The organism is Paenibacillus terreus (assembly GCF_042138595.1).
Taxonomy (GTDB): domain Bacteria; phylum Bacillota; class Bacilli; order Paenibacillales; family Paenibacillaceae; genus Paenibacillus; species Paenibacillus terreus.
On sequence record NZ_JBHIRX010000027.1, the window covers coordinates 1 to 26238 of the forward strand.

Annotated in this window: 40 protein-coding genes; 4 read left to right on the plus strand and 36 right to left on the minus strand. The window is 48.5% G+C overall.

The window, feature by feature from the left end; all coding sequences use genetic code 11:
• Window positions 1-322 precede the first annotated feature (322 nt).
• Together ACE5KN_RS28975 and ACE5KN_RS28980 are read right to left on the minus strand one after the other, a co-directional pair.
• Window positions 323-544, minus strand: coding sequence for a hypothetical protein (locus tag ACE5KN_RS28975; protein WP_375528055.1), 222 nt, complete (start codon window positions 542-544; stop codon window positions 323-325).
• A gap of 197 nt (window positions 545-741) precedes the next feature.
• Entirely contained in the window at window positions 742-1365 is a 624-nt protein-coding gene (locus tag ACE5KN_RS28980) for a stage II sporulation protein M (protein ID WP_375528054.1), read from the minus strand.
• Window positions 1366-1578: 213 nt separating this feature from the next.
• Between ACE5KN_RS28980 and pdaB the strand changes: the two genes are divergently transcribed.
• On the plus strand, window positions 1579-2385 hold the full coding sequence (pdaB, locus tag ACE5KN_RS28985) for a polysaccharide deacetylase family sporulation protein PdaB (protein WP_375528053.1): 807 nt from the start codon (window positions 1579-1581) through the stop codon (window positions 2383-2385).
• 166 nt (window positions 2386-2551) lie between these two features.
• Complete coding sequence (gene gerD, locus ACE5KN_RS28990; protein ID WP_375528052.1) at window positions 2552-3247, plus strand: spore germination lipoprotein GerD; 696 nt, start codon at window positions 2552-2554, stop codon at window positions 3245-3247.
• A 64-nt stretch (window positions 3248-3311) separates the two neighbouring features.
• On the opposite strand, the gene salA is transcribed toward gerD, so the two are convergent.
• The 4 genes from salA to ACE5KN_RS29010 all read right to left on the minus strand — a co-directional run bounded on the left by salA (window position 3312) and on the right by ACE5KN_RS29010 (window position 7200).
• A complete protein-coding gene (gene salA / locus ACE5KN_RS28995; protein ID WP_375528051.1) occupies window positions 3312-4406 on the minus strand; it encodes an iron-sulfur carrier protein/transcriptional regulator SalA in 1095 nt (364 codons plus the stop codon).
• 74 nt (window positions 4407-4480) lie between these two features.
• Complete coding sequence (gene cwlD / locus ACE5KN_RS29000) at window positions 4481-5248, minus strand: N-acetylmuramoyl-L-alanine amidase CwlD (protein WP_375528050.1); 768 nt, start codon at window positions 5246-5248, stop codon at window positions 4481-4483.
• A gap of 67 nt (window positions 5249-5315) precedes the next feature.
• Complete coding sequence (gene sat / locus ACE5KN_RS29005) at window positions 5316-6485, minus strand: sulfate adenylyltransferase (protein ID WP_375528049.1); 1170 nt, start codon at window positions 6483-6485, stop codon at window positions 5316-5318.
• 22 nt (window positions 6486-6507) lie between these two features.
• Window positions 6508-7200 carry a phosphoadenylyl-sulfate reductase gene (locus tag ACE5KN_RS29010; RefSeq protein ID WP_375528048.1) on the minus strand — a complete coding sequence of 231 codons (693 nt, stop codon included), beginning with the start codon at window positions 7198-7200 and terminating at the stop codon, window positions 6508-6510.
• A gap of 353 nt (window positions 7201-7553) precedes the next feature.
• Between ACE5KN_RS29010 and ACE5KN_RS29015 the strand changes: the two genes are divergently transcribed.
• Complete coding sequence (locus ACE5KN_RS29015) at window positions 7554-9266, plus strand: NAD-dependent malic enzyme (protein WP_375528058.1); 1713 nt, start codon at window positions 7554-7556, stop codon at window positions 9264-9266.
• A 136-nt stretch (window positions 9267-9402) separates the two neighbouring features.
• A complete protein-coding gene (locus tag ACE5KN_RS29020; RefSeq protein ID WP_375528057.1) occupies window positions 9403-10353 on the plus strand; it encodes an AEC family transporter in 951 nt (316 codons plus the stop codon).
• Between the two features lie 139 nt (window positions 10354-10492).
• Here ACE5KN_RS29020 and rpsI read toward each other — a convergent pair whose 3' ends face one another.
• From rpsI to rplB, 30 genes are all read right to left on the minus strand, one after another.
• A complete protein-coding gene (gene rpsI, locus ACE5KN_RS29025) occupies window positions 10493-10885 on the minus strand; it encodes a 30S ribosomal protein S9 (protein WP_355325467.1) in 393 nt (130 codons plus the stop codon).
• A gap of 19 nt (window positions 10886-10904) precedes the next feature.
• Window positions 10905-11342, minus strand: coding sequence for a 50S ribosomal protein L13 (gene rplM / locus ACE5KN_RS29030; protein WP_375528047.1), 438 nt, complete (start codon window positions 11340-11342; stop codon window positions 10905-10907).
• A 209-nt stretch (window positions 11343-11551) separates the two neighbouring features.
• Entirely contained in the window at window positions 11552-12337 is a 786-nt protein-coding gene (gene truA, locus ACE5KN_RS29035; RefSeq protein ID WP_375528046.1) for a tRNA pseudouridine(38-40) synthase TruA, read from the minus strand.
• Window positions 12338-12869: 532 nt separating this feature from the next.
• Window positions 12870-13235 carry a 50S ribosomal protein L17 gene (gene rplQ, locus ACE5KN_RS29040; protein WP_305753562.1) on the minus strand — a complete coding sequence of 122 codons (366 nt, stop codon included), beginning with the start codon at window positions 13233-13235 and terminating at the stop codon, window positions 12870-12872.
• 33 nt (window positions 13236-13268) lie between these two features.
• Window positions 13269-14213 (minus strand): DNA-directed RNA polymerase subunit alpha, encoded by a 945-nt coding sequence (locus ACE5KN_RS29045; protein WP_305753563.1) that lies wholly within the window; start codon window positions 14211-14213, stop codon window positions 13269-13271.
• Between the two features lie 136 nt (window positions 14214-14349).
• Window positions 14350-14745 carry a 30S ribosomal protein S11 gene (gene rpsK, locus ACE5KN_RS29050; RefSeq protein WP_076315711.1) on the minus strand — a complete coding sequence of 132 codons (396 nt, stop codon included), beginning with the start codon at window positions 14743-14745 and terminating at the stop codon, window positions 14350-14352.
• Window positions 14746-14764: 19 nt separating this feature from the next.
• A complete protein-coding gene (gene rpsM, locus ACE5KN_RS29055; protein ID WP_355325481.1) occupies window positions 14765-15133 on the minus strand; it encodes a 30S ribosomal protein S13 in 369 nt (122 codons plus the stop codon).
• A gap of 21 nt (window positions 15134-15154) precedes the next feature.
• Entirely contained in the window at window positions 15155-15268 is a 114-nt protein-coding gene (gene rpmJ, locus ACE5KN_RS29060; protein WP_003333770.1) for a 50S ribosomal protein L36, read from the minus strand.
• A gap of 123 nt (window positions 15269-15391) precedes the next feature.
• Window positions 15392-15607 (minus strand): translation initiation factor IF-1, encoded by a 216-nt coding sequence (infA, locus tag ACE5KN_RS29065; RefSeq protein WP_006212898.1) that lies wholly within the window; start codon window positions 15605-15607, stop codon window positions 15392-15394.
• A 2-nt stretch (window positions 15608-15609) separates the two neighbouring features.
• Complete coding sequence (locus ACE5KN_RS29070; RefSeq protein ID WP_375528056.1) at window positions 15610-15918, minus strand: hypothetical protein; 309 nt, start codon at window positions 15916-15918, stop codon at window positions 15610-15612.
• 9 nt (window positions 15919-15927) lie between these two features.
• The gene (map, locus tag ACE5KN_RS29075) at window positions 15928-16680 is read right to left on the minus strand and encodes a type I methionyl aminopeptidase (RefSeq protein WP_375528045.1); all 753 of its coding nucleotides are present in this window, start codon (window positions 16678-16680) and stop codon (window positions 15928-15930) included.
• 5 nt (window positions 16681-16685) lie between these two features.
• The gene (locus tag ACE5KN_RS29080) at window positions 16686-17330 is read right to left on the minus strand and encodes an adenylate kinase (protein WP_375528044.1); all 645 of its coding nucleotides are present in this window, start codon (window positions 17328-17330) and stop codon (window positions 16686-16688) included.
• 90 nt (window positions 17331-17420) lie between these two features.
• Entirely contained in the window at window positions 17421-18719 is a 1299-nt protein-coding gene (gene secY / locus ACE5KN_RS29085) for a preprotein translocase subunit SecY (RefSeq protein ID WP_375528043.1), read from the minus strand.
• The gene (gene rplO / locus ACE5KN_RS29090; protein WP_375528042.1) at window positions 18719-19159 is read right to left on the minus strand and encodes a 50S ribosomal protein L15; all 441 of its coding nucleotides are present in this window, start codon (window positions 19157-19159) and stop codon (window positions 18719-18721) included. The genes secY and rplO overlap by 1 nt, the downstream gene beginning before the upstream one ends.
• 40 nt (window positions 19160-19199) lie before the next feature.
• Window positions 19200-19385, minus strand: a complete 186-nt coding sequence (gene rpmD, locus ACE5KN_RS29095) for a 50S ribosomal protein L30 (protein ID WP_375357253.1) — start codon at window positions 19383-19385, stop codon at window positions 19200-19202.
• A 12-nt stretch (window positions 19386-19397) separates the two neighbouring features.
• Complete coding sequence (gene rpsE, locus ACE5KN_RS29100; protein ID WP_375357252.1) at window positions 19398-19895, minus strand: 30S ribosomal protein S5; 498 nt, start codon at window positions 19893-19895, stop codon at window positions 19398-19400.
• Between the two features lie 27 nt (window positions 19896-19922).
• Window positions 19923-20291, minus strand: coding sequence for a 50S ribosomal protein L18 (gene rplR / locus ACE5KN_RS29105; RefSeq protein ID WP_375528041.1), 369 nt, complete (start codon window positions 20289-20291; stop codon window positions 19923-19925).
• 114 nt (window positions 20292-20405) lie between these two features.
• The gene (gene rplF / locus ACE5KN_RS29110) at window positions 20406-20948 is read right to left on the minus strand and encodes a 50S ribosomal protein L6 (RefSeq protein ID WP_375528040.1); all 543 of its coding nucleotides are present in this window, start codon (window positions 20946-20948) and stop codon (window positions 20406-20408) included.
• Window positions 20949-20979: 31 nt separating this feature from the next.
• A complete protein-coding gene (gene rpsH / locus ACE5KN_RS29115) occupies window positions 20980-21378 on the minus strand; it encodes a 30S ribosomal protein S8 (protein ID WP_375528039.1) in 399 nt (132 codons plus the stop codon).
• A gap of 32 nt (window positions 21379-21410) precedes the next feature.
• The gene (locus tag ACE5KN_RS29120) at window positions 21411-21596 is read right to left on the minus strand and encodes a type Z 30S ribosomal protein S14 (protein ID WP_013312154.1); all 186 of its coding nucleotides are present in this window, start codon (window positions 21594-21596) and stop codon (window positions 21411-21413) included.
• Window positions 21597-21665: 69 nt separating this feature from the next.
• Window positions 21666-22208: a 50S ribosomal protein L5 gene (gene rplE / locus ACE5KN_RS29125; protein WP_375528038.1), complete on the minus strand. Its 543-nt coding sequence runs from the start codon at window positions 22206-22208 to the stop codon at window positions 21666-21668.
• A 30-nt stretch (window positions 22209-22238) separates the two neighbouring features.
• Window positions 22239-22595: a 50S ribosomal protein L24 gene (gene rplX, locus ACE5KN_RS29130; protein ID WP_355325521.1), complete on the minus strand. Its 357-nt coding sequence runs from the start codon at window positions 22593-22595 to the stop codon at window positions 22239-22241.
• Window positions 22596-22671: 76 nt separating this feature from the next.
• Window positions 22672-23040 carry a 50S ribosomal protein L14 gene (rplN, locus tag ACE5KN_RS29135; RefSeq protein ID WP_305753576.1) on the minus strand — a complete coding sequence of 123 codons (369 nt, stop codon included), beginning with the start codon at window positions 23038-23040 and terminating at the stop codon, window positions 22672-22674.
• A 35-nt stretch (window positions 23041-23075) separates the two neighbouring features.
• Entirely contained in the window at window positions 23076-23339 is a 264-nt protein-coding gene (rpsQ, locus tag ACE5KN_RS29140; RefSeq protein WP_355325525.1) for a 30S ribosomal protein S17, read from the minus strand.
• A 48-nt stretch (window positions 23340-23387) separates the two neighbouring features.
• Window positions 23388-23585 (minus strand): 50S ribosomal protein L29, encoded by a 198-nt coding sequence (rpmC, locus tag ACE5KN_RS29145; protein WP_355325528.1) that lies wholly within the window; start codon window positions 23583-23585, stop codon window positions 23388-23390.
• On the minus strand, window positions 23575-24009 hold the full coding sequence (rplP, locus tag ACE5KN_RS29150; protein WP_305753579.1) for a 50S ribosomal protein L16: 435 nt from the start codon (window positions 24007-24009) through the stop codon (window positions 23575-23577). The genes rpmC and rplP overlap by 11 nt, the downstream gene beginning before the upstream one ends.
• A gap of 2 nt (window positions 24010-24011) precedes the next feature.
• Entirely contained in the window at window positions 24012-24677 is a 666-nt protein-coding gene (gene rpsC, locus ACE5KN_RS29155) for a 30S ribosomal protein S3 (protein ID WP_355325532.1), read from the minus strand.
• A 13-nt stretch (window positions 24678-24690) separates the two neighbouring features.
• The gene (gene rplV / locus ACE5KN_RS29160) at window positions 24691-25023 is read right to left on the minus strand and encodes a 50S ribosomal protein L22 (RefSeq protein WP_375528037.1); all 333 of its coding nucleotides are present in this window, start codon (window positions 25021-25023) and stop codon (window positions 24691-24693) included.
• Between the two features lie 35 nt (window positions 25024-25058).
• Entirely contained in the window at window positions 25059-25337 is a 279-nt protein-coding gene (gene rpsS / locus ACE5KN_RS29165; protein ID WP_305753582.1) for a 30S ribosomal protein S19, read from the minus strand.
• Between the two features lie 66 nt (window positions 25338-25403).
• On the minus strand, window positions 25404-26234 hold the full coding sequence (gene rplB / locus ACE5KN_RS29170) for a 50S ribosomal protein L2 (protein ID WP_375528036.1): 831 nt from the start codon (window positions 26232-26234) through the stop codon (window positions 25404-25406).
• Window positions 26235-26238 lie beyond the last annotated feature (4 nt).

Here is a 26238-nt window from a genome sequence, read left to right on the forward strand (position 1 = left end):
GAGCGATTAAGCTCATTTGAATCTGACGAGATATCATATCTCAATATTCGCTCCGTCATTTATTCTGTCATAGACACAAACCAAATGACTTCGCGGTTGGGTTTTACGATGTAAAACCTACTCACTCGTTGTTCAGTTTTCAAAGATCAAACACTTATTTTTCATCATCACCGCATCTCAGCGGCGACTTTTATAATATATCATTTATCCTTCGCTTTGGCAAGAACTTTTTTAAAAAGTTTTTTTTGTTTTGTCACAGCCATTCAAAGAACGAAAATCAATTTATCATAGAATGTCGGCGGAAGTCAACGGAAATTTGTATCTACTCTGATATCTTGCCCCTGATAGCATATTTCGATAGCTCTTTCGGAGCCGCGAACCGTGCATACATCCGAAACACAGTCTTGTACCGTAAAACTATTGCATTGCGAATATCCTGATCCAGACGTTTATCACTCAAATCCATCAGCATTTCGTCCAGCTCCCGACGAAGGACGTAGTCCAGTTCCTTACACTCTTTTTCGTTAAACAGCATACCCATCATTACGATCATGCTCCCTTGCTCGTTATATTATTAAGTATCCTATAGTGAAATCGGTTATATGCCGTAACGCCCTCCGCCTTCAATCTATTGCATGAATGGTTTTTGTCTGTATAGTTGTTCCAACGTTTACTGTTTTTTAAACGGATTTTAATAAAGTTCAAACGAATTCCGTTTAAATTTCACGCCCTATCGCTTTTTCAGCCTCTCATCAAGCTGTAAGATACAGTGCTTTCTATGATGGCTGCGATAAACAGGAGAATGACAACCCAAAGCGCAACATTCCATGTCTGCTTCATGAAGACCGGCCAGGACTTTGCAGGCTTCACTCTGCTGCTTTCCATGTTGACTCCCCTGCGGATCGATGACATGACCATCCCGCCAAACTTTAAACCGTACGCACAGGCGATCAATAAAACCGGGAGCTCGATGATACCATGCGGCAGCAGCCCTTTGACAATCAACTCATACAGATTAGCCGCCGAGTTTGCAGCCACCCAGTGAACCAGGAAACCGATGACCATGCCGTTCATTACTATAAAAATGACCGGAATGATCCCGAACGCCGCCCCCATAAACATAACCAGCACACACTTAATTGCGTTATTGAAAAAAATAAAGATGAAAAAACTAAGCTGCGCATTGCCTGATTCCTGCAGCCTTCCCGCAACCTGTCCCAGCCCTTCTATCTGCTGTTTGAGCATCTGCTCAATGACTCCCGTACTGATCCAGCCCAAGGCTATGCTTGCGCAAAACAGCAAAACAGTGAACAGCAAAACTCCCTTCATCGAATTCAAGATTTTCAAAAATGCTCCGAAACCCAAAATGAATCCCTCCTAGTTAAATTCTATAATCATAAGAAAAACGTTTATCGACGTATACTCGGAGAAGACAGACCGCACTCAGCGGAAGTTTTTCTTGAGATTATAGAGTTGTTCAGCTCCACTGAAAACTTATGAACTCTATAATCATAAAAAACATGGCCATGCATAGTGTAAAGTAAACAAGCTACTCTCCGGGAAAGGGGACCAAAGTGCATGAATTCTTTCTTTTATGTATTAAACGGCAAAAAGATCAAACGGTTTCTTATCGGTTTCGCAGCTGCTGTTTTTGCCATCGGCATCGTATATGTAGAACGCAGCAATATCAGTGTCTTTTCGGAGGAAGCCCCTGCAGCTGTATACAGTGTGCCGACTGAGAAAAAGGTCATTGCCCTGACCTTCGATATTAGCTGGGGTGATAAACGAACAGCCCCTATTCTGGAGGTCTTGAAGGAGAAGAAGCTGCAGAAAGCAACCTTTTTCTTATCCTCCCCCTGGAGCAAAACCCATCCGGAGCTTGTAAAGCAAATTGTGGACAGCGGGTATGAAATCGGGAGCCATGGACACAAGCACGAAAACTATACAAGCCTCAGCGATGAGGAAATACGCAGCCAAATTACGACAGCCCATACGATGTTAACCGACCTGACCGGGAAAGAACCCAAACTCATTCGTCTGCCCAATGGGGATTTTGATAAAAGAGTGCTGCAGATCGCAACCGAGTTAGGCTATACAACCATTCAATGGGATACCGATTCCCTGGACTGGAAAAACCCCGGCACTCAGAAAATCATTGACCGTGTTGTATCCAGAGCTCATCCGGGGGACATCGTTCTCCTTCATGCCAGCGATTCCTCTCAGCAGACTCATGAGGCCCTCCCCGTCATCATCGACAAATTGCGTGAGCAGGGCTACGAATTCGTAACCGTATCTGAGCTGCTGCAGCAAGGCACACAACAAGGAAAAGAAGTCAGGGACCAAGCGATGCTGCAGCAGGCCATTGAAGACGCCGCAGGGTTGTAAGCTCCATATTAAGCCATCCGGCAGCCGACTACAGTCGGCTGTTTGTTTTTCGTTTGTACAGACTTATTTTACTGCCATCCCATCAAAATTCCAAAAAGGCTGCAACATAATTCAGTCCCGGCGACCGCATACTATGCACAGTCACTTTATAAGGAGGGCAAGGTCCATGAAATGGCCGCACTATCGACTGATATGCGCAATACTTTGCATCGGAGCCGTACTGTCGGGCTGCGGATCTGAGCAAAATTATTCATCTCCTCCACAGCCCAGCTATAAGGAAATGAAAACCATGGTTGTAGATATTCTCAAAAGTGATGAAGGAAAAAAAGCGGTCGAGGAAGCCATGACCAGCGGAAGCGGTGCCTCATCTGGCGGAGGATCGGGCGGTACGATGGGCATGAAAATGCTGATGTCTTCATCAGCCTCCGGTGATCTCAAAACAGCGGTCAAGGATACATTGACTTCGCCCGAATACCAGAAGGAATTTGAGAAAATTATGACGGATCCGGCATTTGCGGGGGAATTCGCTAAAGCCATAAACAAGCAGAACAAAGAGCTGCACATGCAGTTAATCAAGGATCCGACTTATCAGAAATCGGTGCGGGAAATGCTTAGGTCGCCTGAAGTCAGCACCATGATGCTTGATATGACCAAAACCCCCGAATACCGCAAGCAAACCATGACCATCATGCAGGAAGCGATGCAAAATCCTCTGTTCAGGCTTGAAGTTATGAGTCTTCTGAAAAACGTAGTTCATGAGGAGCTGCAGCCAAAGGAAAAGAAAAAAGGTGGAGGCGGCGGTGGCGGAAAACAAGGTCAAGGTGGAGAAAGCTCAGGCCAGGGCGGGGAACAAGGCGGATAATGCTTAAAAAGGACAGCCCGACATTCATGCCGGTTCTGTCCTTATCTTTATTTTGCAGAGTGATTCAGCTGCCCTCAAGCCCGATCACATGCTTCGCGATCTGGTCATACAGCTGTCCATGCTCGGTATCCGCCTTATAGACGGATGGTGAAAAATCAGGCTCGGAAGGATGATTATCCGGAGCTCCCAGCGGGATTTGGGCAAGAAGAGGAACGCGCAGTGTCTCTGCCAGCAGCGCTCCCCCTCCCCTGCCGAACACGTAGTCCTTTTCCCCTGTCCGTGACTGGTAATAGGACATATTCTCCACAACGCCCAGCACCTCATGATCCGTCTGCACAGCCATGGCACCGGCACGGGCAGCGACATAAGCAGCGGTAGCGTGCGGGGTTGTAACGATAATTTCCTTGCTGTGTGGAATCATCTGATGAACGTCCAGGGCAATATCACCGGTTCCGGGCGGCAAATCAAGCAGCATGTATTCAGGACGCCCCCAGTTCACATCACTGAAAAACTGACGCAGCATCCGTCCCAGCATCGGACCGCGCCAGATGACCGGGTTATTCTCTCTGACAAAGAAACCCATGGACATCACTTTGACACCAAAACGTTCGACTGGCTGGATAACACCATCCTCTACAACCGGATACTCTTCAATGCCCATCATGTCAGGAACACTGAATCCGTAGATATCCGCGTCGATAATGGCCACACGTTTACCGTTACGGGCCAATGCTGCAGCAAGATTGACGGTTACCGTGGATTTGCCCACACCGCCTTTGCCGCTGGCAATTGCAATGAAGCGGACGCCTGATTGCGGATCAAGCAGCTCATGTCCCTCCATGCCGGCCGCGTGCCCTTTCGTAAGAACAGGATCGCTCTGCTCCCCCTTCTCTTCGCCCAGCGCCGCCCGTTCACGCTCCGACGCCTCCCGAAACCGTATATGAATATTCGAAACCCCGGCATGGCCCAGAGCTTCCCTGATCTCATGGTCCAGCTTTGTTCTGACCTCTCCATTGTCTGTTACCAATACGACGGTTAAGGAAACCTGATTGTCACGTACGACAATATCTCGAATAAACTCCAATTCCGTCAAATTTGTGCCGCTGCCCGGCTCCTGTATACGATGAAGCGCCTCCAAGACCTGTTCTCTAGCCAGCATTAACGAGTTCACCCCTGCTTCGAATAATTGAAATGCACTTCTGCCTGCTGACCTTATTATAGCATTATCCCCCGCTACATGCCTGCTGGCGTAGTGACGCGCTCACCCGAGATATAACGCAGAATCCCTTTATAGACCGCTGCGGATATTTGACGCTGGTACGCCTCATCGGCCAGCAGCCGCGCTTCCTGGGGATGCGACAGGAAACCGATCTCCACGAGGGCTGAAGGCATCTTGAGTGCCTGCAGCAGATAAACGGTGTCTACAGTCTTGGCAACCCGGTCCGTATTCTCCATATTTCGGCGGATCTCATCCTGTATCAGGGCCGCCAGTGAAGCGTTGTCCGCATGGCTCGGGTAATAAAAGGTTTGAGCCCCACTCCACCTGCTTGATGGAACGCTGTTCATATGGACGCTGAGAAAGAGGTCTGCATTATATTCCTCAATGAGGCGCACACGCCGCTTAAGATCCTCGGTTTTCCGCCTGGAATATCCCTGGGTGGACTCATCCGCAAGATCCCGGTCGTCCTCACGGGTCAGCTTGACCACAGCTCCGGCCTGCTGCAGATAATCGCGAAGGTAGAGTGTGATCGCTAGATTGATATCCTTTTCGATGACCCCTTCCTTGCTTACAGCTCCTCCATCCGGACCGCCATGGCCTGCATCCAGCACAATGACCTTCCCGGCCAGCGGCAGGCTCCAATAAGTCCAGGTGGTTGACGCAGGGATATCTGATACGGTCACCGCTGCGAAAAGAAACATCAGGCATAAACCAAGCAGCCATCTTCTCAACGTACGGTAGCGAATCCATAAAGTGATGTTGCGCTTTCGGTATTTGAGCATAAAAAAACGCCTCCGTTCCCATACAGATACTATTGATCTATATGGGACAAGGCGGACAAATAGTACATCAAGAGCCAATTTGTTGAGACATGCCTTCAATAAGAATTTGCGCTACCTCCGGTCTCGTAAATTCCGGCGGCGGGCAGACGCCGTCACGCAGCAATCCACGGACCTTCGTGCCTGACAATGTCAAATGATCTTCTTTCGGATGCGGGCATGTTTTGCTGGAAGCCATATTCCCGCATCTTTTGCAGAAAAAGCTGTGTTCGAAGAACAATGGTGTAATGCCCAGCTCCTCGGCCGTAAAGTTGCTGAAAATTTCCTGAGCCTCATAGGTTCCGTAATAATCTCCTACCCCGGCATGGTCCCGTCCAACAATAAAATGGGTGCAGCCGTAGTTTTTACGAACCATCGCATGGAAAATCGCCTCACGTGGGCCTGCATAACGCATCGCTGCCGGGAACACGCCCAGGAAGGTACGATTGGCAGGATAATAATGCTCCAGCAGAACCAAGTAACTCTTCATGCGCACATCAGCGGGTACGTCGTCCGACTTCGTCTCACCAACGAGCGGATTCAGGAACAGCGCATCCACGATTTCCAAGGCACTCTTCTGAATATACTCATGTGCACGATGGACAGGATTGCGTGTCTGAAAGCCTACAACGGTCTTCCAGCCCTGCTCGGCGAAATGACGGCGGGTGTCGGCAGGATCGAAATAAAACTCGCCGAATTTGGCAGGCTGTGGTCTGTTCAATACGTACACAGGTCCGCCTACGTAAGTAGAGGGGCGCTCAAACAGCTTCTTTACTCCGGGATGCTCGGGATCATCGGTTTTAAAGACACGTCTTGCTTCTTCGCCCTGATCGGCCTGGTACAGGCTGGTTACGTCCAAAATTCCGTAGATGATCCCGTCCCCTTCTCCAATCAGCGCGGCCTGCTCGCCGACAGTGAGTGTCGAGGCAGTGGATTCATCCACTGCAAGTGTAATGGGGATGCTCCATACTGTGCCGTCTGCAAGACGCATCCGCTCCACAACGGAATGATAATCCTGCTCATTCATAAACCCGGTCAGAGGAGAAAAAGCCCCTACCCCTATAAGGTCCAAATCGGAGATCGTCCAGGTGTTAACGCGGATCGCTGGAAGCTGTTTTGCCTTTTGCAGAAGAGCTTCCCGTTCTTCCCCCTCTGCTAAACGGTTAATCAGGGTTCCCCCATGCGGAAGTATAGCGGTCATATGATATCTCTCCTTCTACGAATTATTTATGAAGTCCGCATTCGGTTTTGTCGGAGCCGGACCAACGGCCTGCGCGTGGATCCTCTCCGGGAGCAACAGGGCGTGTGCAGTGCTCGCATCCAATACTCGGATAGTTCTGGTCATGCAGAGGGTTATAAATGACATTGTTGTCCCGGATATAGTTCCATACATCCTCAGAAGTCCAGTCAGCAAGCGGATTAAATTTAACGAGGCCGAATTTTACGTCATATTCGATTTTTTTCGCATTGGCGCGGGTAGGGGCCTGATCGCGGCGAATACCCGTAATCCATGCTTCATATTGGGACAGTATACGTGTCAACGGTTCAACCTTGCGGATATTACAGCAGGCATTAGGATCAGACTTCCACAGCTCCTCACCATGCTCTGCCGCCTGCTCCTGAGGGGTCAGCTTTGGAGATACCCGCACAAATTCCATTTGATATTTATCCATCATCCGATCGCGTGTCTCGTAGGTTTCCTTGAAATGAAAATCTGTATCTAAATAAAATATATCCGTGGAGGGGCTTATCTTTTGCAGCATATCGACCAGCACGACATCCTCTGCTCCGAAGCTGCAGGCAAAGGTGATATTCGGAAAGGTCTCAACGGCGTAACGAATCACATCTTCCGGCCCGGCATGCTCAAGCTCTTCCGCTTTCACTTGAATCAATTGTTCCTTCTCCAATAAGTTCATGTTGGAAACGCCTCCTTTTCAATCCCTACTAAACAAATAAGAATTATAAATTCAGTATAAAACTTTCTATCTAAATGTCAATGTGGAAAAAAGTAAAAATAATGCCCGAACAGATATTTAGCGTATCAATACAGGGTTTTTATCATGAAGATAAAAAAGGTTGATTACAATGATTTCCTGACCGAAAAAACGTGAATATATCAAGGTTTTTCAGAAAAATCGGCTGTAAATTCCGAAGGAGATGGAATTTTATTCATTTGACCTTTGTTAGGCGATTTTTTAGAATAGGAACGCATTTCAGCCGTAAAGGCAGTTCAATTACTGTTATGGAGCAAAAGAAAGAAGGTTTTGGAGTGGAAGCTTTTTATGTTAACGAAGATGGTTCTCTTTCTACCCCGTTAAAAGGCAAGGACGTGCTGGCCAATCCCCTGCTGAATAAAGGGGTCGCTTTTTCGCATGAAGAACGGCGTGAACTGGGGCTTGAGGGCATTTTGCCCCCTACGGTGCTGACGCTTGATGAACAGGCGGATCGCGCCTACAAGCAGTTTCTTGCTCAACCCACCATGCTGCGCCGCAACGCTTCGTTGAATGATCTGTACAACCGAAATGTCGTATTGTATTACAGGCTGCTGACGGATCATCTGAGCGAAATGCTGCCTGTTGTATATACACCAACGGTAGGACAGGCCATCCAGGAATACAGCCATGAATATCACCGGCCTGGTGGCGTCTATTTATCCATCGATAACCCCCAAGGTATTGAAGAGGCCTTCCGCAATACTGGTCTAAGTGCTGAAGATGTGGATCTGATCGTCGTTACGGATTCCGAGAGCATACTCGGCATAGGAGACTGGGGAGTCGGGGGCATTAATATCGCTATTGGCAAGCTGGCCGTATATACCGCCGCTGCAGGGATTCATCCTGGACGGGTTCTTCCGGTGGTGCTGGATGTAGGAACGAATAATGAGCGGCTGCTTGCCGATCCTCTGTATATTGGCAACCGCCATCACCGGGTGCGCGGAGAGCGATATGACCAATTCATCGATACGTTCGTCCAAAAAGCCTGTGAGCTGTATCCGGACGCACTGCTTCACTGGGAAGACCTTGGCAATGTGAATGCCCGCAGCATTATTGAAAAGTACGGAAATCAGATCCTTACATTTAATGATGATATTCAAGGAACAGGAGCCGTGACACTCGCCGCGGTAATGTCTGCCCTTAAAATAACCCGGGTTCCTCTGTCCGAGCAGCGAATCGTTGTCTTCGGTCCCGGGGCAGCCGGTATAGGCAATGCCGATCAGATTCGTGACGCCATGATGCGCAGCGGACTGTCGGAGCAGGAAGCCTTGAGCCGCTTCTGGGCCTACGACTATCGCGGTTTATTAACGGATGAAACGGAAAATGTGCTCGCATTCCAAAAGCCCTATGTCCGGAAAAACTCTGAAATCCGTGAATGGAAAAGCAGCAGCGATGGAACAATAACACTGCTTGAAGTGATCCGTCAGGTGAAACCGACAATACTGATCGGAACGTCCGGTTCTGCCGGCGCCTTTTCCGAGGAAGTGGTCAGAGAAATGGCCAAGCATGTCGAGCGCCCGATCATTATGCCCATGTCCAATCCTACGGCACTTGCTGAGGCCATTCCGGAGGATCTGATCCGCTGGACGGACGGGAAAGCGCTGATCGCCACAGGAAGCCCCTTTGAGCCTGTAGCTTATAACGGAACAACTTATGAAATCGGCCAATCGAACAATGCGTTCGTATTCCCTGGCCTGGGTCTGGGTGCGATCGTCGTTAAGGCCAGCGTGATTACAGGAGGAATGTTTACGGCGGCAGCGGAAGCTGTTGCCCGTATGGTGGATCTGTCCAAGCCCGGGGCAGCCCTGCTGCCTAATATCAGCCAACTGCGGGAAGTGTCGCTTGCTGTAGCAGAGGCCGTAGCCCAGGCTGCAATCAGTGATAACGTCGCCCGCACTCACCCGGACAGTATCCGCGAGGCAATTGAAGGTTTAATTTGGGAACCTGCCTATCGCCGGGTTAAAGCAGCTATGCCAGTTCCCGTATGACTTTTTGTTCTTTATAAAAGATGTAAAGCCCAAAAGCACAGCTTCCTGCGAACGTTCAGAGCTTCTTGTTTTGAACTCGCAGGGAGTTCTTTTTATTTTGACCACAATAACAGAAAGCGGGTATTTCCTCATGAGCATGAGTGTGGGACACATTTTTTTGATTCTGATCCCTATATTTTTTGTAATTATTTTGGGTTTCCTTGCCGGTCACTTTAAAAAATTTAATGAAACCACGTCCAAGGGACTTAATACACTTGTCACTAAATTTGCGCTGCCCGCACACTTGTTTGTCGGGATTACCACCACTCCCAGATCCACCTTGATCCAGGAATGGCCATTTCTGCTGGCGCTTTTTATCGGAATCATTATCTTTTACATTGCAGTACTTCTGGTCAGCCGCCTTCTGTTCAAACATTCTCTGACCGAAGCCTCCATGTTCTCCGTCAATTCAGCCCAACCCACTTTCGCTTTCATGGGAATTCCTGTACTTGGTGCCCTGTTTGGCGCCTCTGCAGTATCCATCCCTATCGCCTTAACAGGCATTATTGTAAATGCGATTCTGGACCCTCTCGCTACGATTATCGGGACAGTAGGCAGCAGGACGTCTGCCAAAGAACACGAAGACCTCTGGAAGGTAACCTCCAGCTCCATTCTGCATGGCCTTAAGGAGCCTTTGGCCTGTGTTCCATTGATTGGAGTTATCCTAGTTCTCTTCGGTTTCAAAAGCCCGCAGCTGGTTACCAGCTCACTTAATCAGATTGGAGATATCACTTCCGGTGCCGCTCTGTTCGCTGTCGGTGTCACCATTGGATTGAAACGGATCAGTTTCAGCCTCACCGCCTTCACGATTGCTGCTCTCAAAACGATCGTACAGCCCTTGCTTATGATGCTTATTGCATACCTGTGCGGGTTATCAGCCGCAGATACCGTTAAGGCGGTCCTGCTTGTGTCCTTTCCCGGCTCCGCTGTAGCTGCCATGATTGCCGTCCGCTTCGACAGCCTGGAGGCCGAGACAGCGTCAGCCTTCATTCTAAGCGCGGTTATATCGCTGGCAACCCTCCCGCTGCTGATCTCCTTGCTGATGTAGTTTATGAAGGTGTAAAACGACTCAAAGGTATAAGTGAACGGACGTTCAGCTACGCTGAAAACTAATTAACTCTTTAACCATAAAAAAGCCCCAGACCATAAAGGCCAAGGGCTTGGTGATCCTTGATAGACAAGGAATATTAACGTTTCGAGAACTGAGGAGCGCGACGAGCGGCTTTGAGACCGTATTTTTTACGTTCTTTCATCCGTGGGTCACGAGTCAGGAAGCCTGCTTTTTTCAAAGCTGGACGGAACTCAGGGTCTGCTTTCAGCAGAGCACGGGAGATCCCGTGACGGATTGCTCCGGCTTGACCAGAAATACCGCCGCCATGAGCGATAACGATCACGTCATAGTTTCCGTTTGTTTCAGTCAGGTTCAGTGGTTGTCTTACGATCATTTTCAGTGTTTCCACACCAAAATATTCATTGATATCACGTTTGTTAATGACAATGCGTCCTTCACCCGGTACGAGACGAACACGAGCTACCGAATGTTTACGACGACCTGTCCCATAGTATTGTACTTGTGCCATGAAACTGTCCTCCTTTTAATTAACCGCGAAGTTCGTAAACTTCAGGTTTTTGTGCTGCATGTGGATGCTCAGTGCCTCTGTAAGCTTTCAGTCTCAGCTTCATTTTCTCGCCCATGCGAGTTTTAGGAAGCATGCCATGAACAGCCAACTCCAGCATACGTTCAGGTTTGTTTTTCACCATATCTTGAGCGGTTGTAACTTTCAGACCGCCTGGATGCAGGGAGTGACGGTAGTATTTTTTGTTCTCCATTTTCTTGCCTGTCAGGACGATTTTCTCCGCATTGATAACAATAACGAAATCGCCGCCGTCCACATGTGGAGTGAATTCAGGCTTATGTTTGCCGCGGATCAACGCAGCCGCTTCGCTAGCCAGACGGCCAAGCGTTTTGCCTTCAGCATCAATAATGTGCCATTTGCGCTCAACTTCACTTGGCTTAGCCATATACGTAGTACGCATGGAAAGTTTCCTCCTTCAGATCGCTCACATAAATATGAAATTTATCTTTTTTTTTCAAAAAGCTCATTTATCTTCGTTCATTAAGTTGTTGCTTTTGTGATGGATGGATATTGCTATAAGGTGTAAATCTTAACTGGGGCTGTGGGAAAGCCATTAAGAAAACACAACTTATATATTACATGATTTATATGCATTCCGCAAGCAAAAACTTAAGTTTTTTGGACGTTTTCATCATATTCCACATTCCACAGCATCAGCCCGTGAGCAACCGCCGTTGGCCCCGCTTTGGTACGGTTTTTGGCAGCCAAAATCCCCGGAATATCCTCAGGTGTCTTCTTTCCTTCTCCTACATCCATCAGTGTCCCAACCATAATTCGAACCATATGCTGCAGAAAGCCGCCCCCGGTCACATAAATATGGATAATCCCCTGATCGTCCGATCCGGGACGGGAAAAAGAATGATCAACTTCTATATGTGCCTCATATACAGTTCTGACATGATTGAGCTTCTGCGACTGTGTGGACGCAAACGAAGTATAGTCATAGGTACCGACCATCAGCTGCAGCGCCCTGCGCATGGCCTCGATATCCAGACGCGTTGGATGATGAAACTGCGTTCGACGATGAAAAATATCCGGAAAACGGTTGGGGTTAATGCTGTAACGGTATGTCTTCCGTTTGGCCATGTGGCGCGCATGAAACGACAGCGGAACCTCTTTCGCATCCGTGAGAATAATATCCTCCGGCAGCCACGCGTTCAGCGCCAGACACCAGCGGTGGACCGGGATGCGCGATTCGGTCTTAAAATTGAACACCTGGCCGTAGGCATGCACTCCCGCATCCGTGCGGCCTGAGGCCGTAATCTTGACCCTCTCCCCTGTCAGGGAAAATATCGCATTCTCGATATGATCCTGAATCGTATTGCCACCCGGCTGAGTCTGAAAGCCATGGTAATGGGTTCCGTCATAGTTCACTCTCATGCATATGTTCCGCATGCTCCTAACACACCTTAGCATTCAAATTATCAAGTTCCGAGGAACGCTGATCCGATGTGGAGGATCGGCCGTTCCCTCAATTGTGAAACGCTGGCTCGAAGTAAGCCAGTCGTTTCACCTCCAGCGAAGCGCTGGCCCGAAGCAGGCCAGCCGCTTCGCTGCCCGGCGGAGCGTTGATCCAGATTCGGGATCAATCGCTCCGCCCCGCTCGCATGGAAGGCTCTACAGGATCACTGCCCCATAGGGGGAGTGATCCTGTAGAGAGCCAATCCTACATCAAATGCCGTGTATCTCCACCTAATTCCCTCTCTCCGCCAAGTTTGCGGGGGTCCAGGGGGTCGCAGACCCCGCTGGGGTCCCCTACAAGTTTTCCTTTGGAAAACTACTTCGGAAGCATAAGCACGCTAAGGGGGATTTAGGGGGATCGAAAACACATAAAAGGAGAAGCCCCTACATAGAGCTTCTCCAACAGGAAAAAAAGGGCTGCTCAGAATCAACCGACTCTGCCCACCCTTTCCTCATCCATACCTGCTTACGCGCGGTCAACCAGTTCCAGGTAAACCATCGGAGCGGCGTCGCCACGACGAGGTCCCAGCTTCAGGATACGAGTGTATCCGCCTGGACGCTCGGCATAACGAGTAGCCAGTTCGCTAAACAGTTTTTGAATTGCGTCCTGCTCACCATCCAAAGTTTCACGGCGAACGTATGCAGCTACCTGACGGCGTGCATGCAGATCTCCCTGTTTTGCTTTGGTGATCAGTTTCTCAGCGATAGAACGAACTTCTTTTGCTTTCGCTTCCGTGGTTTGGATACGCTCGTACAAGAACAGATCAGTTACCATGTCACGGAACAAAGCTTTACGGGCGCTGGAGTTACGGCCCAGTTTTTGATATGCCATGTTTTTCCCCTCCTTCTTACAAACGTTGCTGTATTACTCTTCCGTACGGAGTCCTAAACCAAGTTCCTCGAGCTTCTCTTGAACCTCTTCCAAAGATTTGCGGCCCAGGTTGCGGACCTTCATCATATCTTCTTCCGATTTCGTCGTAAGCTCCTGTACTGTATTGATACCAGCGCGCTTGAGGCAGTTATAGGAACGGACGGAGAGATCCAGCTCTTCGATCGTCATTTCCAGAACTTTTTCTTTCTTGTCTTCCTCTTTTTCAACCATGATCTCAGCATCTTTGGCTTCGTCGGTCAAACCAACAAACAGCATCAAATGCTCAGTCAGGATTTTAGCCCCAAGACTGACAGCCTCTTCAGGCCGAATGCTTCCGTCGGTCCATACTTCCAGTGTCAGCTTGTCATAGTTGGTCACTTGGCCTACACGCGTATTTTCCACACCGTAGTTTACGCGGGAAATCGGAGTGTAGATGGAGTCGACGGGGATTACGCCAATAGGCTGATCCTCACGCTTGTTACGATCTTGCTTAACATAGCCGCGTCCGCGATTGGCGAAAATACGCATGTGAAGTCTCGAACCTGGTCCAAGCGTAGCGATATGAAGATCCGGATTCAGGATTTCAACATCGCTGTCCGCACGGATATCTCCTGCCGTTACGGCTCCTTCGCCTTCCGCGTCGATTTCGAGTACTTTCTCTTCATCGGAGTGGATCTTGAGCGACAAAGCTTTCAGGTTAAGAATGATCTCCGTTACGTCTTCCATTACGCCAGGAACCGTTGCAAATTCGTGTAAAACCCCATCAATTTGTACTGATGTGACTGCCGCACCCGGCAGGGAGGAAAGTAAGATACGGCGAAGCGAGTTGCCCAGCGTCGTACCATATCCGCGTTCCAAAGGTTCTACCACGAATTTCCCGTAGGTGCCATTATCATTGACGTCAACCGTCTCAATTTTCGGCTTTTCGATTTCAATCACTGCAATATCCCTCCTTCAAAACGTCGCTCCTATAATGAAACATTCACCTTATCCAAACTTTACCATGCAGTATGCCTAAACAACCATTCTTGGCAGAATGCGCCGGTTTTATACTACACGCTGAGGGAAAATCTCATTAGACACGACGGCGTTTTGGAGGACGGCATCCGTTATGAGGTACCGGAGTCACGTCTTTAATCAGGTTAACTTCCAGACCTGCAGCTTGCAGAGAACGGATAGCTGCTTCACGGCCTGCGCCTGGTCCTTTAACCATAACTTCAACAGTTTTCATGCCGTGCTCCATTGCGGCTTTGGCAGCTGTTTCAGCAGCCATTTGCGCTGCGAATGGAGTGGATTTACGGGAACCGCGGAATCCCAGACCGCCGGAGCTGGCCCAAGAGATTGCGTTACCGTGTGGATCCGTGATAGTAACGATGGTGTTGTTAAACGTGGAACGGATGTGTGCCACGCCGGATTCGATATTTTTACGGTCACGACGTTTTGTACGTACGACTTTTTTCGGTTTAGCCATTGAATGTTATCCTCCTTTCTTATTTCTTTTTATTTGCTACAGTACGACGAGGTCCTTTACGTGTACGGGCATTCGTTTTTGTACGTTGACCGCGAACAGGCAGACCACGACGATGACGAATACCGCGGTAGCAGCCGATCTCAGTCAGACGTTTAATATTCAAGGAAATTTCACGACGCAGGTCACCTTCTACTTTAACCGCTTTGTCGATCGTTTCACGTAATTTGCTCACTTCATCTTCCGTCAAGTCACGAACACGAGTGTCCGGATTGATGCCTGTTTCCTTCAGAACTTTTTGGGAAGTCGTTTTACCGATTCCGAAAATGTAAGTCAAGGCGATCTCAACGCGTTTGTCACGTGGCAAATCCACACCAGCTATACGAGCCATTTTACGCTACACCCCCTTCTATTAACCTTGTTTTTGTTTGTGCTTCGGATTTTCGCAAATAACCATTACATTCCCTTTGCGGCGAATGACTTTGCATTTTTCGCAAATGGGTTTTACAGAAGGTCTTACCTTCATGTTCATTCCCTCCTCCAAGCTTTACCACTGGAAAAGCTCGTATCGTAAGTCTTCTTAAAGAGTTTTGCGGAACATAACCTGTTGATTCAGATAGACCTGATCTCATAGGAGATCAGACACGATTTATTTACGGTAAGTTATACGACCCTTGGTCAGATCGTAAGGCGATAACTGTACGACCACTTTGTCGCCTGTCAGAATGCGGATAAAATGCATACGCAGCTTTCCGGATACGTGAGCAAGAATCTGGTGACCGTTCTCGAGCTCCACTTTGAACGTAGCGTTCGGAAGCGGCTCAATCACCGTACCTTCCACTTCAATGACATCTTCCTTGGCCAAAATTAGTCTCCTTTCTCTTCAGCGTGAAATTGGGCAGATTCCAGAAAACGGTTCACTGCAAAACGCAACTTGCCGTTTGTAACCCGGCCGCTTTCATTTAAACTGTTTACTACCTCGCTGCTAATCACCGGCTGGGGCTCCAGATGAAGAATATTCTTCTTCTTGGCCTGGTCAAACTTCCTTTTGTCCCCGTCCGCAATATATACAAACCTGCTGTCCGCAATGGAAACGACGACCGCTGCCTGGCCGGCATCTCTGCCTTTCAGGATTTTCACAAGCTGACCAATCTGCAGGCTGCCTTGATCTACCATCAATATCACCTACGAATTCAGTGTAGTGAAAATTTCCATGCCGTCCGGGGTTACTGCCACTGTATGCTCGAAATGGGCGCACAATGACCCGTCCACCGTCACGACCGTCCAGTTGTCTTCCAACGTCCTTACATGGCGGGCTCCCGCGTTAACCATCGGTTCGATCGCCAGCACCATGCCGGGTTTCAGTCCCGGTCCCCTATCAGGAATCCCGTAGTTTGGAATCTGCGGTTCCTCATGCAGCTTGGCTCCTATACCGTGTCCGACATATTCCCTCACTACCGAAAAACCAGCATCCTCAATATATTTCTGTATCGCATGCGATATAGTAAACAAGCGAACGTCCGGTTTGACAAATGCCAGTCCCGCCATCAGGGCCCCCTCGGTCACATCCAACAGCCGTCTTGCATCTGGTGAGATGCTGCCGACCGGATACGTCCAGGCGGAATCCCCATGGTACCCCCGATACTGCGCGCCAATGTCAAACGTCACGATATCACCTTCGTTTAAAATGCGGCTTCCAGGAAATCCGTGAACCAGTTGTTCGTTGACTGAAGCGCAAATACTAGCAGGAAAACCATTATAACCTTTAAAAGACGGCACAGCTCCTTGACTGCGAATGTACTGATCAGCTATATGATCGAGTTCTCCTGTAGTAATACCAGGCTCAATATGTTCGGCCAGGAGGCGATGACATTCCGCCACGATGCGCCCGGCTTCCCTCATAAAGCTCAATTCCGTTTCGGACTTGCAAATGATCATTACAGTTAACCCCGCAGCAAGGATACGATATCTTTGGAAACTGCATCGATATCCTGCTCCCCGTCTATTTGACGCAGAAGACCTTTGTTCTCATAAAACGTGAGGAGTGGTGCTGTTTTGTTACTGTACTCGTCAAGCCGTTTGCCTACGCTCTCTTCGTTGTCGTCGGAGCGCTGGTACAGCTCGCCGCCGTCTTTATCGCAAATGCCTTCAACCTTGGGCGGATTGAATATCAGGTGATAGGTCGCTCCGCAGGTTTTGCAAATGCGCCGTCCGGTAATCCGCGCCATCAAACGGTCACGGTCTACTTTCAAATCAACGACATGATCGAGTTTGGTGCCCAGCCGTCCAAGAATTCCATCCAACGCTTCAGCCTGAGCCAGGGTTCTTGGAAATCCGTCCAGCAAGAAACCCTTCTTGCAGTCTGCCTGTTGGAGCCTTTCTTCAACAATGCCAATCGTAACATCATCCGGAACGAGTTCGCCGCGTTCAATGTACTCCTTCGCTTTCAATCCGATCGGAGTCCCCTGCTTCATCGCCAGACGAAAAGCGTCTCCGGTTGAAATGTGAGGGATGCCGAACTCATTCACGATGACATCCGCTTGTGTTCCTTTTCCAGCCCCGGGAGGGCCCATGATAAGAATGTTCACAATCTGTCACTCCCTCAAGACGACCCCTACACAAGAAACAGCACAATAGGTGCCGTTGACAAGTAAATTACCTGTCCCGGAACCTATCGCCTATTTATTGATGAAGCCTTTGTAATGGCGTTTAATCAACTGGCTTTCGATCTGCTTCATGGTATCCAATGCCACACCTATGATGATGAGCAGTGAAGTACCGCCGATTTGCACCGAACGAGGCAGGCCCGAAAGTGCCCCCAAGAATACCGGCAACACGGAAATGACAGCCAGGAACAATGCTCCTGTCATCGTCAGACGCGACATGACGCGAGTCAGGTAGGTCTCCGTTGCTTTCCCCGGACGGATGCCCGGAATATAGCCGCCGTTCTTCTTCATGTTGTCTGCCATTTGCTGCGGATTCATCTGTACAAATGTATAGAAGAAAGTAAAGCCGATAATCATCACAACATACAGCACCATTCCGAGCGGCTTGTCATAGTACAAATGGGTGGTTACCCACTGAGCCCAAACCTTGTCTGCCCAGAAACTTGCAATAATGATCGGGAATTGCAGCAATGACACCGCAAAGATGACCGGAATAACGCCCGCTGCATTGATTTTCATCGGAATATGCGTGTTTTGGCCGCCGTACATTTTGTTGCCGACTACCCGTTTCGCATACTGCACCGGAATTTTCCGGATCCCTTGCTGGATGAAGATGACCCCGACAACGACCAGAAGAATGACCAAAGCTATTATTATAGCTTTCAGAATGTTCAGGAAGAGCTGATCCGCCTGAATAAACTGGGACTCAATGATCGTCCGGATATGTCTCGGAATGCCGGCAGCGATGCCCGCAAAGATGATAATGGAAATACCGTTTCCGATTCCCTTCTCGGTGATCTGCTCACCAAGCCACATAAGAAACGTAGTACCGGCTGTCAGTACAATCGCAATCAGAATATAATCCGCAATGGTTGCCCCTGGAATCATTTCTGCGTTATACAGACGGTTAAAGCCGATCGAAGTACCGAATGCCTGAATCAGAGCCAGTATTACCGTACCATAACGGGTTATCTGTGCCAACTTCTTTTTGCCATGCTCCCCTTGTTTAGCCCATTCCGCCAGTTTCGGAATAACGTCCATTGAAAGAAGTTGCACGATAATGGACGCCGTGATATACGGCACAATACCGAGGGCAAAGATCGAGAACTGATACAATGCACCCCCGGAGAAGGTGTTAAGAAGACCGAACAAATCGCTTCCTGCCTGATCGGTTGCCGTAAAGACATCCTTATTTACTCCCGGAACGGGAACGAAGGAACCGATACGGAACACAATCAGAACCAACAGTGTGAACAGGATGCGAGTGCGAAGATCCTCAACCCGCCATATATTCTTCAGGGTTTTGAACATTAGATCACCTCGGTTTTACCGCCGGCAGCTTCAATTTTCTCCACCGCAGATTGAGAGAACTTGTTCGCTTTAACAGTCAGTTTTACAGTGACTTCGCCGTTACCCAGAATTTTGATGCCGGATTTAGCGTTTTTCACAATACCGTTTTCCATCAGGAATTCCGGAGTCACTTCTGTACCTTCTGCAAAACTATTCAGATCTTCGATGTTCACAACCGCATACTCTTTACGGGTTGGATTTACGAAACCGCGCTTAGGCAAGCGACGATACAGTGGGTTCTGACCACCTTCGAAGCCCGGACGCACACCACCGCCGGAACGAGCGTTTTGACCTTTGTGACCGCGACCTGATGTTTTACCTGTACCGCTACTAGTACCGCGACCAACGCGTTTGCGTTCTTTGCGGGAGCCTGGAGCGGACGAAAGCTCATGTAACTTCATCGTTCGTTGCACCTCCTTGTTTTTGTTGGAAATCTATAACTTAAGCCTCGATTTCTTTAACAGAAACCAGGTGGCTAACTTGATTGATCATCCCGCGGATTGCAGGATTGTCGTTGTGAACCACTGTCTGGTTGATCTTGCGCAGACCAAGTGTGTTTACAGTCGTTCTCTGTGTACCAGGACGGCCGATCAATGAACGAACGAGAGTAATTTGCAGTTTGCTCATGTCATTTCCTCCTTAGCCGCGCAGCTCTTCGACAGTTTTACCACGCAATTTCGCAACGTCTTCAGCGCGCTTCAAGCGGGACAAACCTTCCAAAGTCGCATTGACCATGTTCATGGAATTCGAAGAACCCAGAGATTTTGTCAAGATATCACCTACGCCAGCCAGTTCCAGTACGGCACGAACCGGACCGCCGGCGATAACGCCGGTACCTTCGGATGCAGGTTTCAACAGCACACGGCCTGCTCCAAACTTACCTGTGATCTGGTGAGGGACAGTTGTTCCTACGAGCGGAACATGAATCAGATTTTTCTTGGCATCTTCAATACCTTTGCGGATCGCATCAGGTACTTCGCCAGCTTTACCAATTCCAGCGCCAACCCAGCCATTGCCGTCGCCGACAACAACCAATGCGCTGAAACTGAAACGACGTCCGCCTTTTACAACTTTAGCAACACGATTAATATTTACAACTCGTTCAGTCAGTTCCAAAGTGTTAGGATCTACACGCAAGTCGTTAACCTCCTTTTGAAAAATGTCTTAAAACTCAAGTCCTGCTTCACGCGCAGCTTCTGCCAGCGCTTGAATACGGCCATGATACAGGTAACCTCCACGATCAAATACAATCCCGGAAACACCTTTTTCTTTAGCACGCTTAGCAACCAGTTCTCCGACTTTACGTGCGGATTCAACGCTGCCGCCGTTTTTAATTTCGCCGCTCAGTTCTTTGTCCAATGTCGAAGCTGCAGCCAGGGTTACACCTGCCACGTCATCGATCAATTGAGCATAGATATGTTTGGAAGAACGGAACACGTTCAGACGAGGACGTGCTGCTGTTCCAGTGATTTTCTTACGAACGCGCAGATGTCTTCTTACACGCGCTTTGTTTTTATCCTGTTTCGTAATCATCTTCTTGTTTCACTCCCTTCAGTTTGCCTTTACAGCTTCATATCAAGACGCACTGGGTAAAAAAGAAGCACAATATCTCTCCAGAGGAAAGACCGCACAAAGGCGGCAAGAATATTATTTCTTCTTACCGGCTTTACCTTCTTTACGAATAATGCGTTCACCTTCATACTTGATCCCTTTGCCTTTGTATGGCTCAGGTTCGCGAACGGAACGAATTTTAGCAGCATATGCGCCTACGCGCTCTTTATCGATACCGCGAACGATGATTTTTGTATTCGAAGGAACTTCGAACTCGATGCCTGGTTCTGGAGTGATTTCTACCGGATGGGAGTATCCTACGTTCAGAACGACTTTATCTCCGGATTTGCTTGCACGATATCCGACCCCAACCAGCTCCAGAGATTTTGCAAAACCTTCTGTTACACCGCTCACCATGTTGCTGACAACGGAGCGGGTTGTTCCGTGAAGGGAACGGTGAAGTTTGTTGTCCGAAGGACGAACAACGCTAATTTCATTGTTTTCCACAGTGACCTTCATGTCTTTATGAAGCTCGCGTGTCAAAGTTCCTTTTGGTCCTTTAACCGTGATTACTGTGTTGTTCAGTGTGACATCCACACCACTTGGTACTGTGATTGGCTTGCGACCAATACGGGACATATGTTGCACCTCCTATCTTGTTAACGTGGTATTACCAAACGTAGCAAACAACCTCGCCGCCGGCTTTGGACTGACGTGCTTCTTTATCAGTCATTACACCTTTGGAAGTCGAGATAATCGCGATGCCCAGACCGCCGAGTACGCGAGGAATTTCGTTGCTCTTCGTGTACACGCGAAGACCTGGTTTGCTGATTCTTTTCAGACCAGTAATGACACGCTCATTGTTGGCACCGTATTTCAGGAAAACACGGATAATCCCTTGTTTGTTATCTTCAATAAACTCCGCATCCCGGATAAAGCCTTCACGCTTCAGGATTTCGGCGATTTGCTTTTTCATTGTCGAAGCAGGCATTTCTACTGTTTCGTGACGAACTGTGTTCGCGTTACGAATACGAGTAAGCATATCTGCAATTGGATCAGACATAGTCATTGTGTATAAACCTCCTTCCCGTACAGGACTTTTTACCAGCTTGCTTTTTTCACGCCAGGAATCTGGCCTTTATAAGCTAATTCACGGAAGCAAATTCTGCAGATCTTGAATTTTTGCAACACCGAATGTGGACGACCGCAACGCTCGCAGCGAGTGTACGCACGAACTTTGAACTTCGGCGTGCGTTGTTGTTTAACTTTCATCGAAGTTTTTGCCACTTAGCCTGACACCTCCTAAATATTTTCGGAGAATTGGGTTATCATAAAACCCACTACGTTAAGCCGTCATTACTTTGCAAAAGGCATTCCCAGTTGAGTCAGCAGTTCGCGGGACTCTTCGTCGGTTTTGGCAGTCGTTACGATAACGATGTCCATACCGCGTACTTTATCCACTTTATCATACTCGATCTCAGGGAAGATCAGCTGTTCTTTCAGACCCAGTGTGTAGTTGCCGCGGCCGTCAAAGGCTTTGGTGGATACACCACGGAAGTCACGTACACGCGGAAGCGTGATGTTAAACAGTTTATCCAGGAAGTAGTACATACGCTCACCGCGCAGTGTTACTTTAACCCCGATTGGCATGTTCTCACGCAGTTTGAAACCGGCGATCGATTTCTTCGCACGTGTGATAACCGGTTTTTGGCCGGCGATCAGTTGCATGTCGTTTACAGCCGAATCAAGCACTTTGGAGTTTTGAACAGCGTCGCCAACCCCCATGTTGATTACGACTTTCTCGATTTTCGGAACCTGCATAACCGTTGTATAATTGAACTTCTGCATCAAAGCAGGAGTAATTTCATTCAGGTAACGTTCTTTCATTCTTGCTGCCATGAATTATGGGCCTCCTTTCTTTAAACAGTCTTATTTATCGATTTGTTCTCCGGAACGTTTGGCAACGCGCACTTTTTTACCGTTCTCCAGCACTTTGTAACCGATACGGGTTACTTTTCCGCTCTTAGGGTCGATGTGCATAACGTTAGATACGTGGATCGGAGCTTCCTGCTCGATAATACCGCCTTGTGGATTTTGCTGGTTAGGCTTTTGGTGTTTTTTGATCATGTTCACACCTTCCACAAGCACACGGTTTTCACGAGGATAAGCAGCGATAACGCGGCCTTTTTTACCCTTATCCTTACCGGTAATCACCATAACCGTATCGTCTTTTTTGACGTGAAGCTTGTTGTTGTGGGATTCCAGAACCTTTTTCACTTTTGGCATTTCGTACACCTCCTATTGCGTCCTTGATAAAAGGGGTTAAGAACTCGCTCTATTCGAAATTCCGCAGAATCTGTTATTAGATAACTTCCGGTGCCAAGGAAACGATTTTCATGAAGTCTTTATCGCGAAGTTCGCGAGCAACAGGTCCGAAAATACGTGTTCCGCGCGGGCTTTTATCTTCTTTAACAACAACAGCTGCGTTTTCGTCAAAACCAATGTAAGATCCGTCCTTACGGCGAGTGGAACGCTTCGTACGAACCACAACCGCTTTAACAACGTCACCCTTTTTGACAACGCCGCCTGGTGTTGCTTGTTTTACGGAACAAACGATCAGATCACCGATTTGAGCCGTACGACGTCCCGTACCACCGAGTACGCGGATACACATCAATTCCTTCGCACCGGAGTTGTCAGCCACAGCCAAACGTGTAAATGGTTGAATCATTTAGATTTCCTCCTTTCGGCAAAACTGCAGGTTCATTAGATAATTACTGCTTTTTCAACGATCTCGACCAGTCTCCAGTTTTTATCCTTGGACAGAGGGCGAGTTTCCATGATTTTAACAGTATCACCGATTTGCGCAGTGTTGTTCTCATCATGAGCTTTGAACTTTTTAGTGTACTTAATGCGTTTATGGTACAGATCATGTTTTTTGTAGGTTTCTACAGCAACCACAATCGTTTTGTCCATTTTGTCGCTGACTACTTTACCAACTTGCACTCTACGGGCATTACGTTCGCTCATTGTGTGCCTCCTTCCTGAATACATACGGGATATCAATCAACATTGATCTTAGCTAATCCCAAGTTCTCTTTCACGAATCACGGTTTTTGCACGAGCAATGTCTTTGCGCACATCGCGGATGCGGACAGGATTGTCGAGCTGACCGGTAGCGAGTTGAAAGCGGAGGTTAAAGAGTTCTTCTTTAAACCCGGAAATTTTTTGCTCAAGTTCTGCAGTGGTTAGGTTGCGAAATTCATTAGCCTTCATTTACTTCACCACCCAATTCTTCACGTTTCACAAACTTAGTTTTGATTGGCAGCTTGTGAGCGGCAAGACGCATAGCTTCGCGAGCAACCTCTTCCGGAACGCCGGCAAGCTCAAACATGATCTTACCAGGTTTCACAACTGCAACCCATTTTTCCACGTTACCTTTACCGCTACCCATCCGCACTTCAAGAGGCTTTTGTGTAATCGGTTTGTCAGGGAAAATTTTAATCCAAACTTTACCGCCACGTTTGATGTAACGAGTCATCGCGATACGAGCGGATTCGATTTGACGGTTAGTGATCCAGGATGGCTCAAGAGCTTGCAAACCGTATTCACCGAAGTTCAAAGTTGTACCGCCTTTAGCACGGCCTTTCATATGACCGCGTTGCTGCTTGCGGTGTTTGACGCGTTTTGGTACCAACATGATTAGTTGCCTCCTTCCTGAGCAGCTTGTTTCTTAGCCGTAGGAAGAACCTCTCCACGATAGATCCATACTTTTACGCCGATACGGCCATAAGTAGTATGAGCTTCCGCTGTACCATAGTCAATGTCGGCACGAAGCGTGTGCAGTGGAACAGTTCCTTCACTGTAGCCTTCCGAACGAGCGATCTCAGCACCGCCAAGACGGCCGCCCACTTGAGTTTTGATCCCTTTTGCACCTGCACGCATTGTTCTTTGAATTGCTTGTTTCAAAGCACGACGGAAGGAAACACGGCGCTCCAGCTGTTGTGCGATGCTCTCAGCAACAAGAATTGCGTCCAGCTCAGGGTTTTTAATTTCAGAAATGTTGATGTGAACCTTTTTACCGCCTGCGATTTTGGTGATTTCACCACGCAAATTTTCAACTTCAGAACCACCTTTACCGATAACCATACCTGGTTTCGCAGTGTGGATTGTTACGTTGATGCGGTTCGCCGCTCTTTCAATCTCGATACGGGATACAGCGGAGTCTTTCAGTTTATTTTTCAGGTGCTCACGAATTTTTACGTCTTCCAGCAAAAGATCACCGAAATCTTTGCCTGCGTACCATTTGGATTCCCAATCACGGATAATACCGATTCGGAGTCCGACGGGATTTACCTTTTGTCCCACACGTTTTCCCTCCTTATTTTTCAGATACCACCAAAGTGATGTGGCTGGTGCGTTTATTAATCCGGCTTGCACGTCCCATTGCGCGCGGACGGAAACGTTTCATCGTTGGACCTTGGTTGACAAACACTTCGGAAACAACCAGGTTGTTTACGTCCATGGAATAGTTATGCTCCGCATTGGCAATCGCAGAGTTCAGCAGCTTTTCAACTACCGGAGAAGCAGCTTTAGGTGTGTGGCGAAGAATTGCTACCGCTTCACCCACTTGCTTACCGCGAATCAAGTCGATTACGAGCTTGACTTTACGGGCGGAAATCCGTACAGACCTAGCGTGTGCTTTTGCTTCCATTGAGTTTACCTCCTCTCAAACATGGCGCTGGTTCATTATCTTCTTGTTTTCTTGTCGTCGTCCGTATGGCCTTTGTACGTACGGGTTGGAGCGAACTCGCCCAGTTTGTGGCCAACCATATCTTCAGTTACGTATACAGGCACATGTTTACGGCCGTCATACACACCGAAAGTGTGTCCGATGAACTGAGGGAAAATAGTGGAACGGCGGGACCAGGTTTTGATTACGACCTTCTTGTCCTGTTCGTTCAGCACCTCGACTTTTTTCAACAGGTACCCATCTACGAATGGGCCCTTCTTAAGACTGCGGCTCATGTGTGAATCCTCCCTTCGTCAAACATTCGTCCTTGTGGCTCGTTCACGCATTATGCACAGCGTGCATTACTTCGTGCGGCGGCGAACGATGTATTTATCAGAAGCTTTACCTTTTTTACGCGTTTTGTAGCCAAGAGTCGGTTTGCCCCATGGAGACATAGGCGATTTACGTCCGATTGGAGCACGACCTTCACCACCACCGTGAGGGTGATCGTTAGGGTTCATAACTACCCCGCGGACTTCAGGACGTTGTCCCAGCCAGCGGCTGCGTCCGGCTTTACCGATTTTAACGAGCTCATGGTCTTCGTTGCCTACGGAACCGATTGTAGCGCGGCAAACTTTCAGAATGCGGCGTACTTCACCGGAAGAAAGGCGAACAGTTACATACTTCTCTTCTTTACCGAGCAATTGTGCTTCCGTACCTGCTGCACGAACCAATTGTCCGCCTTTGCCAGGCTTCAGCTCGATGTTGTGGATAACCGTACCAACCGGAATGTTTTCCAGTGGAAGAGCGTTACCGATTTTAATGTCGGAGCCTACTCCGGATACTACTTCGTCTCCTACTTTCAGTCCTTTAGGAGCGATGATGTAGCGTTTCTCGCCATCCACATAGTGAATCAGTGCGATGTTGGAAGTCCGGTTCGGATCGTATTCGATCGTAGCAACGCGGCCCGGTATTCCGTCTTTGTTGCGTTTGAAGTCGATGATGCGGTATTTACGCTTATGTCCGCCGCCATGGTGACGAACCGTAATTTTACCTTGGTTGTTGCGGCCGGCTTTTTTGCTCAGTGGCGCCAGCAAGGATTTCTCCGGCTGATTTGTCGTGATCTCTTCAAAAGTAGAGACGGACATTGCGCGTCTAGCCGGGGATGTCGGTTTGTACTTTTTGATTGGCACTGAA

Excerpts from the sequence above, each read along its gene's own strand:
- ACE5KN_RS28975 (WP_375528055.1), bottom strand. The coding sequence starts at position 544 with ATGATGGGTATGCTGTTTAACGAAAAAGAGTGTAAGGAACTGGACTAC.
- pdaB (WP_375528053.1), top strand. The coding sequence starts at position 1,579 with ATGAATTCTTTCTTTTATGTATTAAACGGCAAAAAGATCAAACGGTTT.
- gerD (WP_375528052.1), top strand. The coding sequence starts at position 2,552 with ATGAAATGGCCGCACTATCGACTGATATGCGCAATACTTTGCATCGGA.
- salA (WP_375528051.1), bottom strand. The coding sequence starts at position 4,406 with ATGCTGGCTAGAGAACAGGTCTTGGAGGCGCTTCATCGTATACAGGAG.
- cwlD (WP_375528050.1), bottom strand. The coding sequence starts at position 5,248 with ATGCTCAAATACCGAAAGCGCAACATCACTTTATGGATTCGCTACCGT.
- sat (WP_375528049.1), bottom strand. The coding sequence starts at position 6,485 with ATGACCGCTATACTTCCGCATGGGGGAACCCTGATTAACCGTTTAGCA.
- ACE5KN_RS29010 (WP_375528048.1), bottom strand. The coding sequence starts at position 7,200 with ATGAACTTATTGGAGAAGGAACAATTGATTCAAGTGAAAGCGGAAGAG.
- ACE5KN_RS29020 (WP_375528057.1), top strand. The coding sequence starts at position 9,403 with ATGAGTGTGGGACACATTTTTTTGATTCTGATCCCTATATTTTTTGTA.
- rpsI (WP_355325467.1), bottom strand. The coding sequence starts at position 10,885 with ATGGCACAAGTACAATACTATGGGACAGGTCGTCGTAAACATTCGGTA.
- rplM (WP_375528047.1), bottom strand. The coding sequence starts at position 11,342 with ATGCGTACTACGTATATGGCTAAGCCAAGTGAAGTTGAGCGCAAATGG.
- truA (WP_375528046.1), bottom strand. The coding sequence starts at position 12,337 with ATGCGGAACATATGCATGAGAGTGAACTATGACGGAACCCATTACCAT.
- rplQ (WP_305753562.1), bottom strand. The coding sequence starts at position 13,235 with ATGGCATATCAAAAACTGGGCCGTAACTCCAGCGCCCGTAAAGCTTTG.
- rpsK (WP_076315711.1), bottom strand. The coding sequence starts at position 14,745 with ATGGCTAAACCGAAAAAAGTCGTACGTACAAAACGTCGTGACCGTAAA.
- rpsM (WP_355325481.1), bottom strand. The coding sequence starts at position 15,133 with ATGGCTCGTATAGCTGGTGTGGATTTGCCACGTGACAAACGCGTTGAG.
- rpmJ (WP_003333770.1), bottom strand. The coding sequence starts at position 15,268 with ATGAAGGTAAGACCTTCTGTAAAACCCATTTGCGAAAAATGCAAAGTC.
- ACE5KN_RS29070 (WP_375528056.1), bottom strand. The coding sequence starts at position 15,918 with ATGGTAGATCAAGGCAGCCTGCAGATTGGTCAGCTTGTGAAAATCCTG.
- map (WP_375528045.1), bottom strand. The coding sequence starts at position 16,680 with ATGATCATTTGCAAGTCCGAAACGGAATTGAGCTTTATGAGGGAAGCC.
- secY (WP_375528043.1), bottom strand. The coding sequence starts at position 18,719 with ATGTTCAAAACCCTGAAGAATATATGGCGGGTTGAGGATCTTCGCACT.
- rplO (WP_375528042.1), bottom strand. The coding sequence starts at position 19,159 with ATGAAGTTACATGAGCTTTCGTCCGCTCCAGGCTCCCGCAAAGAACGC.
- rpmD (WP_375357253.1), bottom strand. The coding sequence starts at position 19,385 with ATGAGCAAACTGCAAATTACTCTCGTTCGTTCATTGATCGGCCGTCCT.
- rplR (WP_375528041.1), bottom strand. The coding sequence starts at position 20,291 with ATGATTACGAAACAGGATAAAAACAAAGCGCGTGTAAGAAGACATCTG.
- rplF (WP_375528040.1), bottom strand. The coding sequence starts at position 20,948 with ATGTCCCGTATTGGTCGCAAGCCAATCACAGTACCAAGTGGTGTGGAT.
- rpsH (WP_375528039.1), bottom strand. The coding sequence starts at position 21,378 with ATGACTATGTCTGATCCAATTGCAGATATGCTTACTCGTATTCGTAAC.
- rplE (WP_375528038.1), bottom strand. The coding sequence starts at position 22,208 with ATGGCAGCAAGAATGAAAGAACGTTACCTGAATGAAATTACTCCTGCT.
- rplX (WP_355325521.1), bottom strand. The coding sequence starts at position 22,595 with ATGCCAAAAGTGAAAAAGGTTCTGGAATCCCACAACAACAAGCTTCAC.
- rplN (WP_305753576.1), bottom strand. The coding sequence starts at position 23,040 with ATGATTCAACCATTTACACGTTTGGCTGTGGCTGACAACTCCGGTGCG.
- rpsQ (WP_355325525.1), bottom strand. The coding sequence starts at position 23,339 with ATGAGCGAACGTAATGCCCGTAGAGTGCAAGTTGGTAAAGTAGTCAGC.
- rpmC (WP_355325528.1), bottom strand. The coding sequence starts at position 23,585 with ATGAAGGCTAATGAATTTCGCAACCTAACCACTGCAGAACTTGAGCAA.
- rplP (WP_305753579.1), bottom strand. The coding sequence starts at position 24,009 with ATGTTGGTACCAAAACGCGTCAAACACCGCAAGCAGCAACGCGGTCAT.
- rplV (WP_375528037.1), bottom strand. The coding sequence starts at position 25,023 with ATGGAAGCAAAAGCACACGCTAGGTCTGTACGGATTTCCGCCCGTAAA.
- rpsS (WP_305753582.1), bottom strand. The coding sequence starts at position 25,337 with ATGAGCCGCAGTCTTAAGAAGGGCCCATTCGTAGATGGGTACCTGTTG.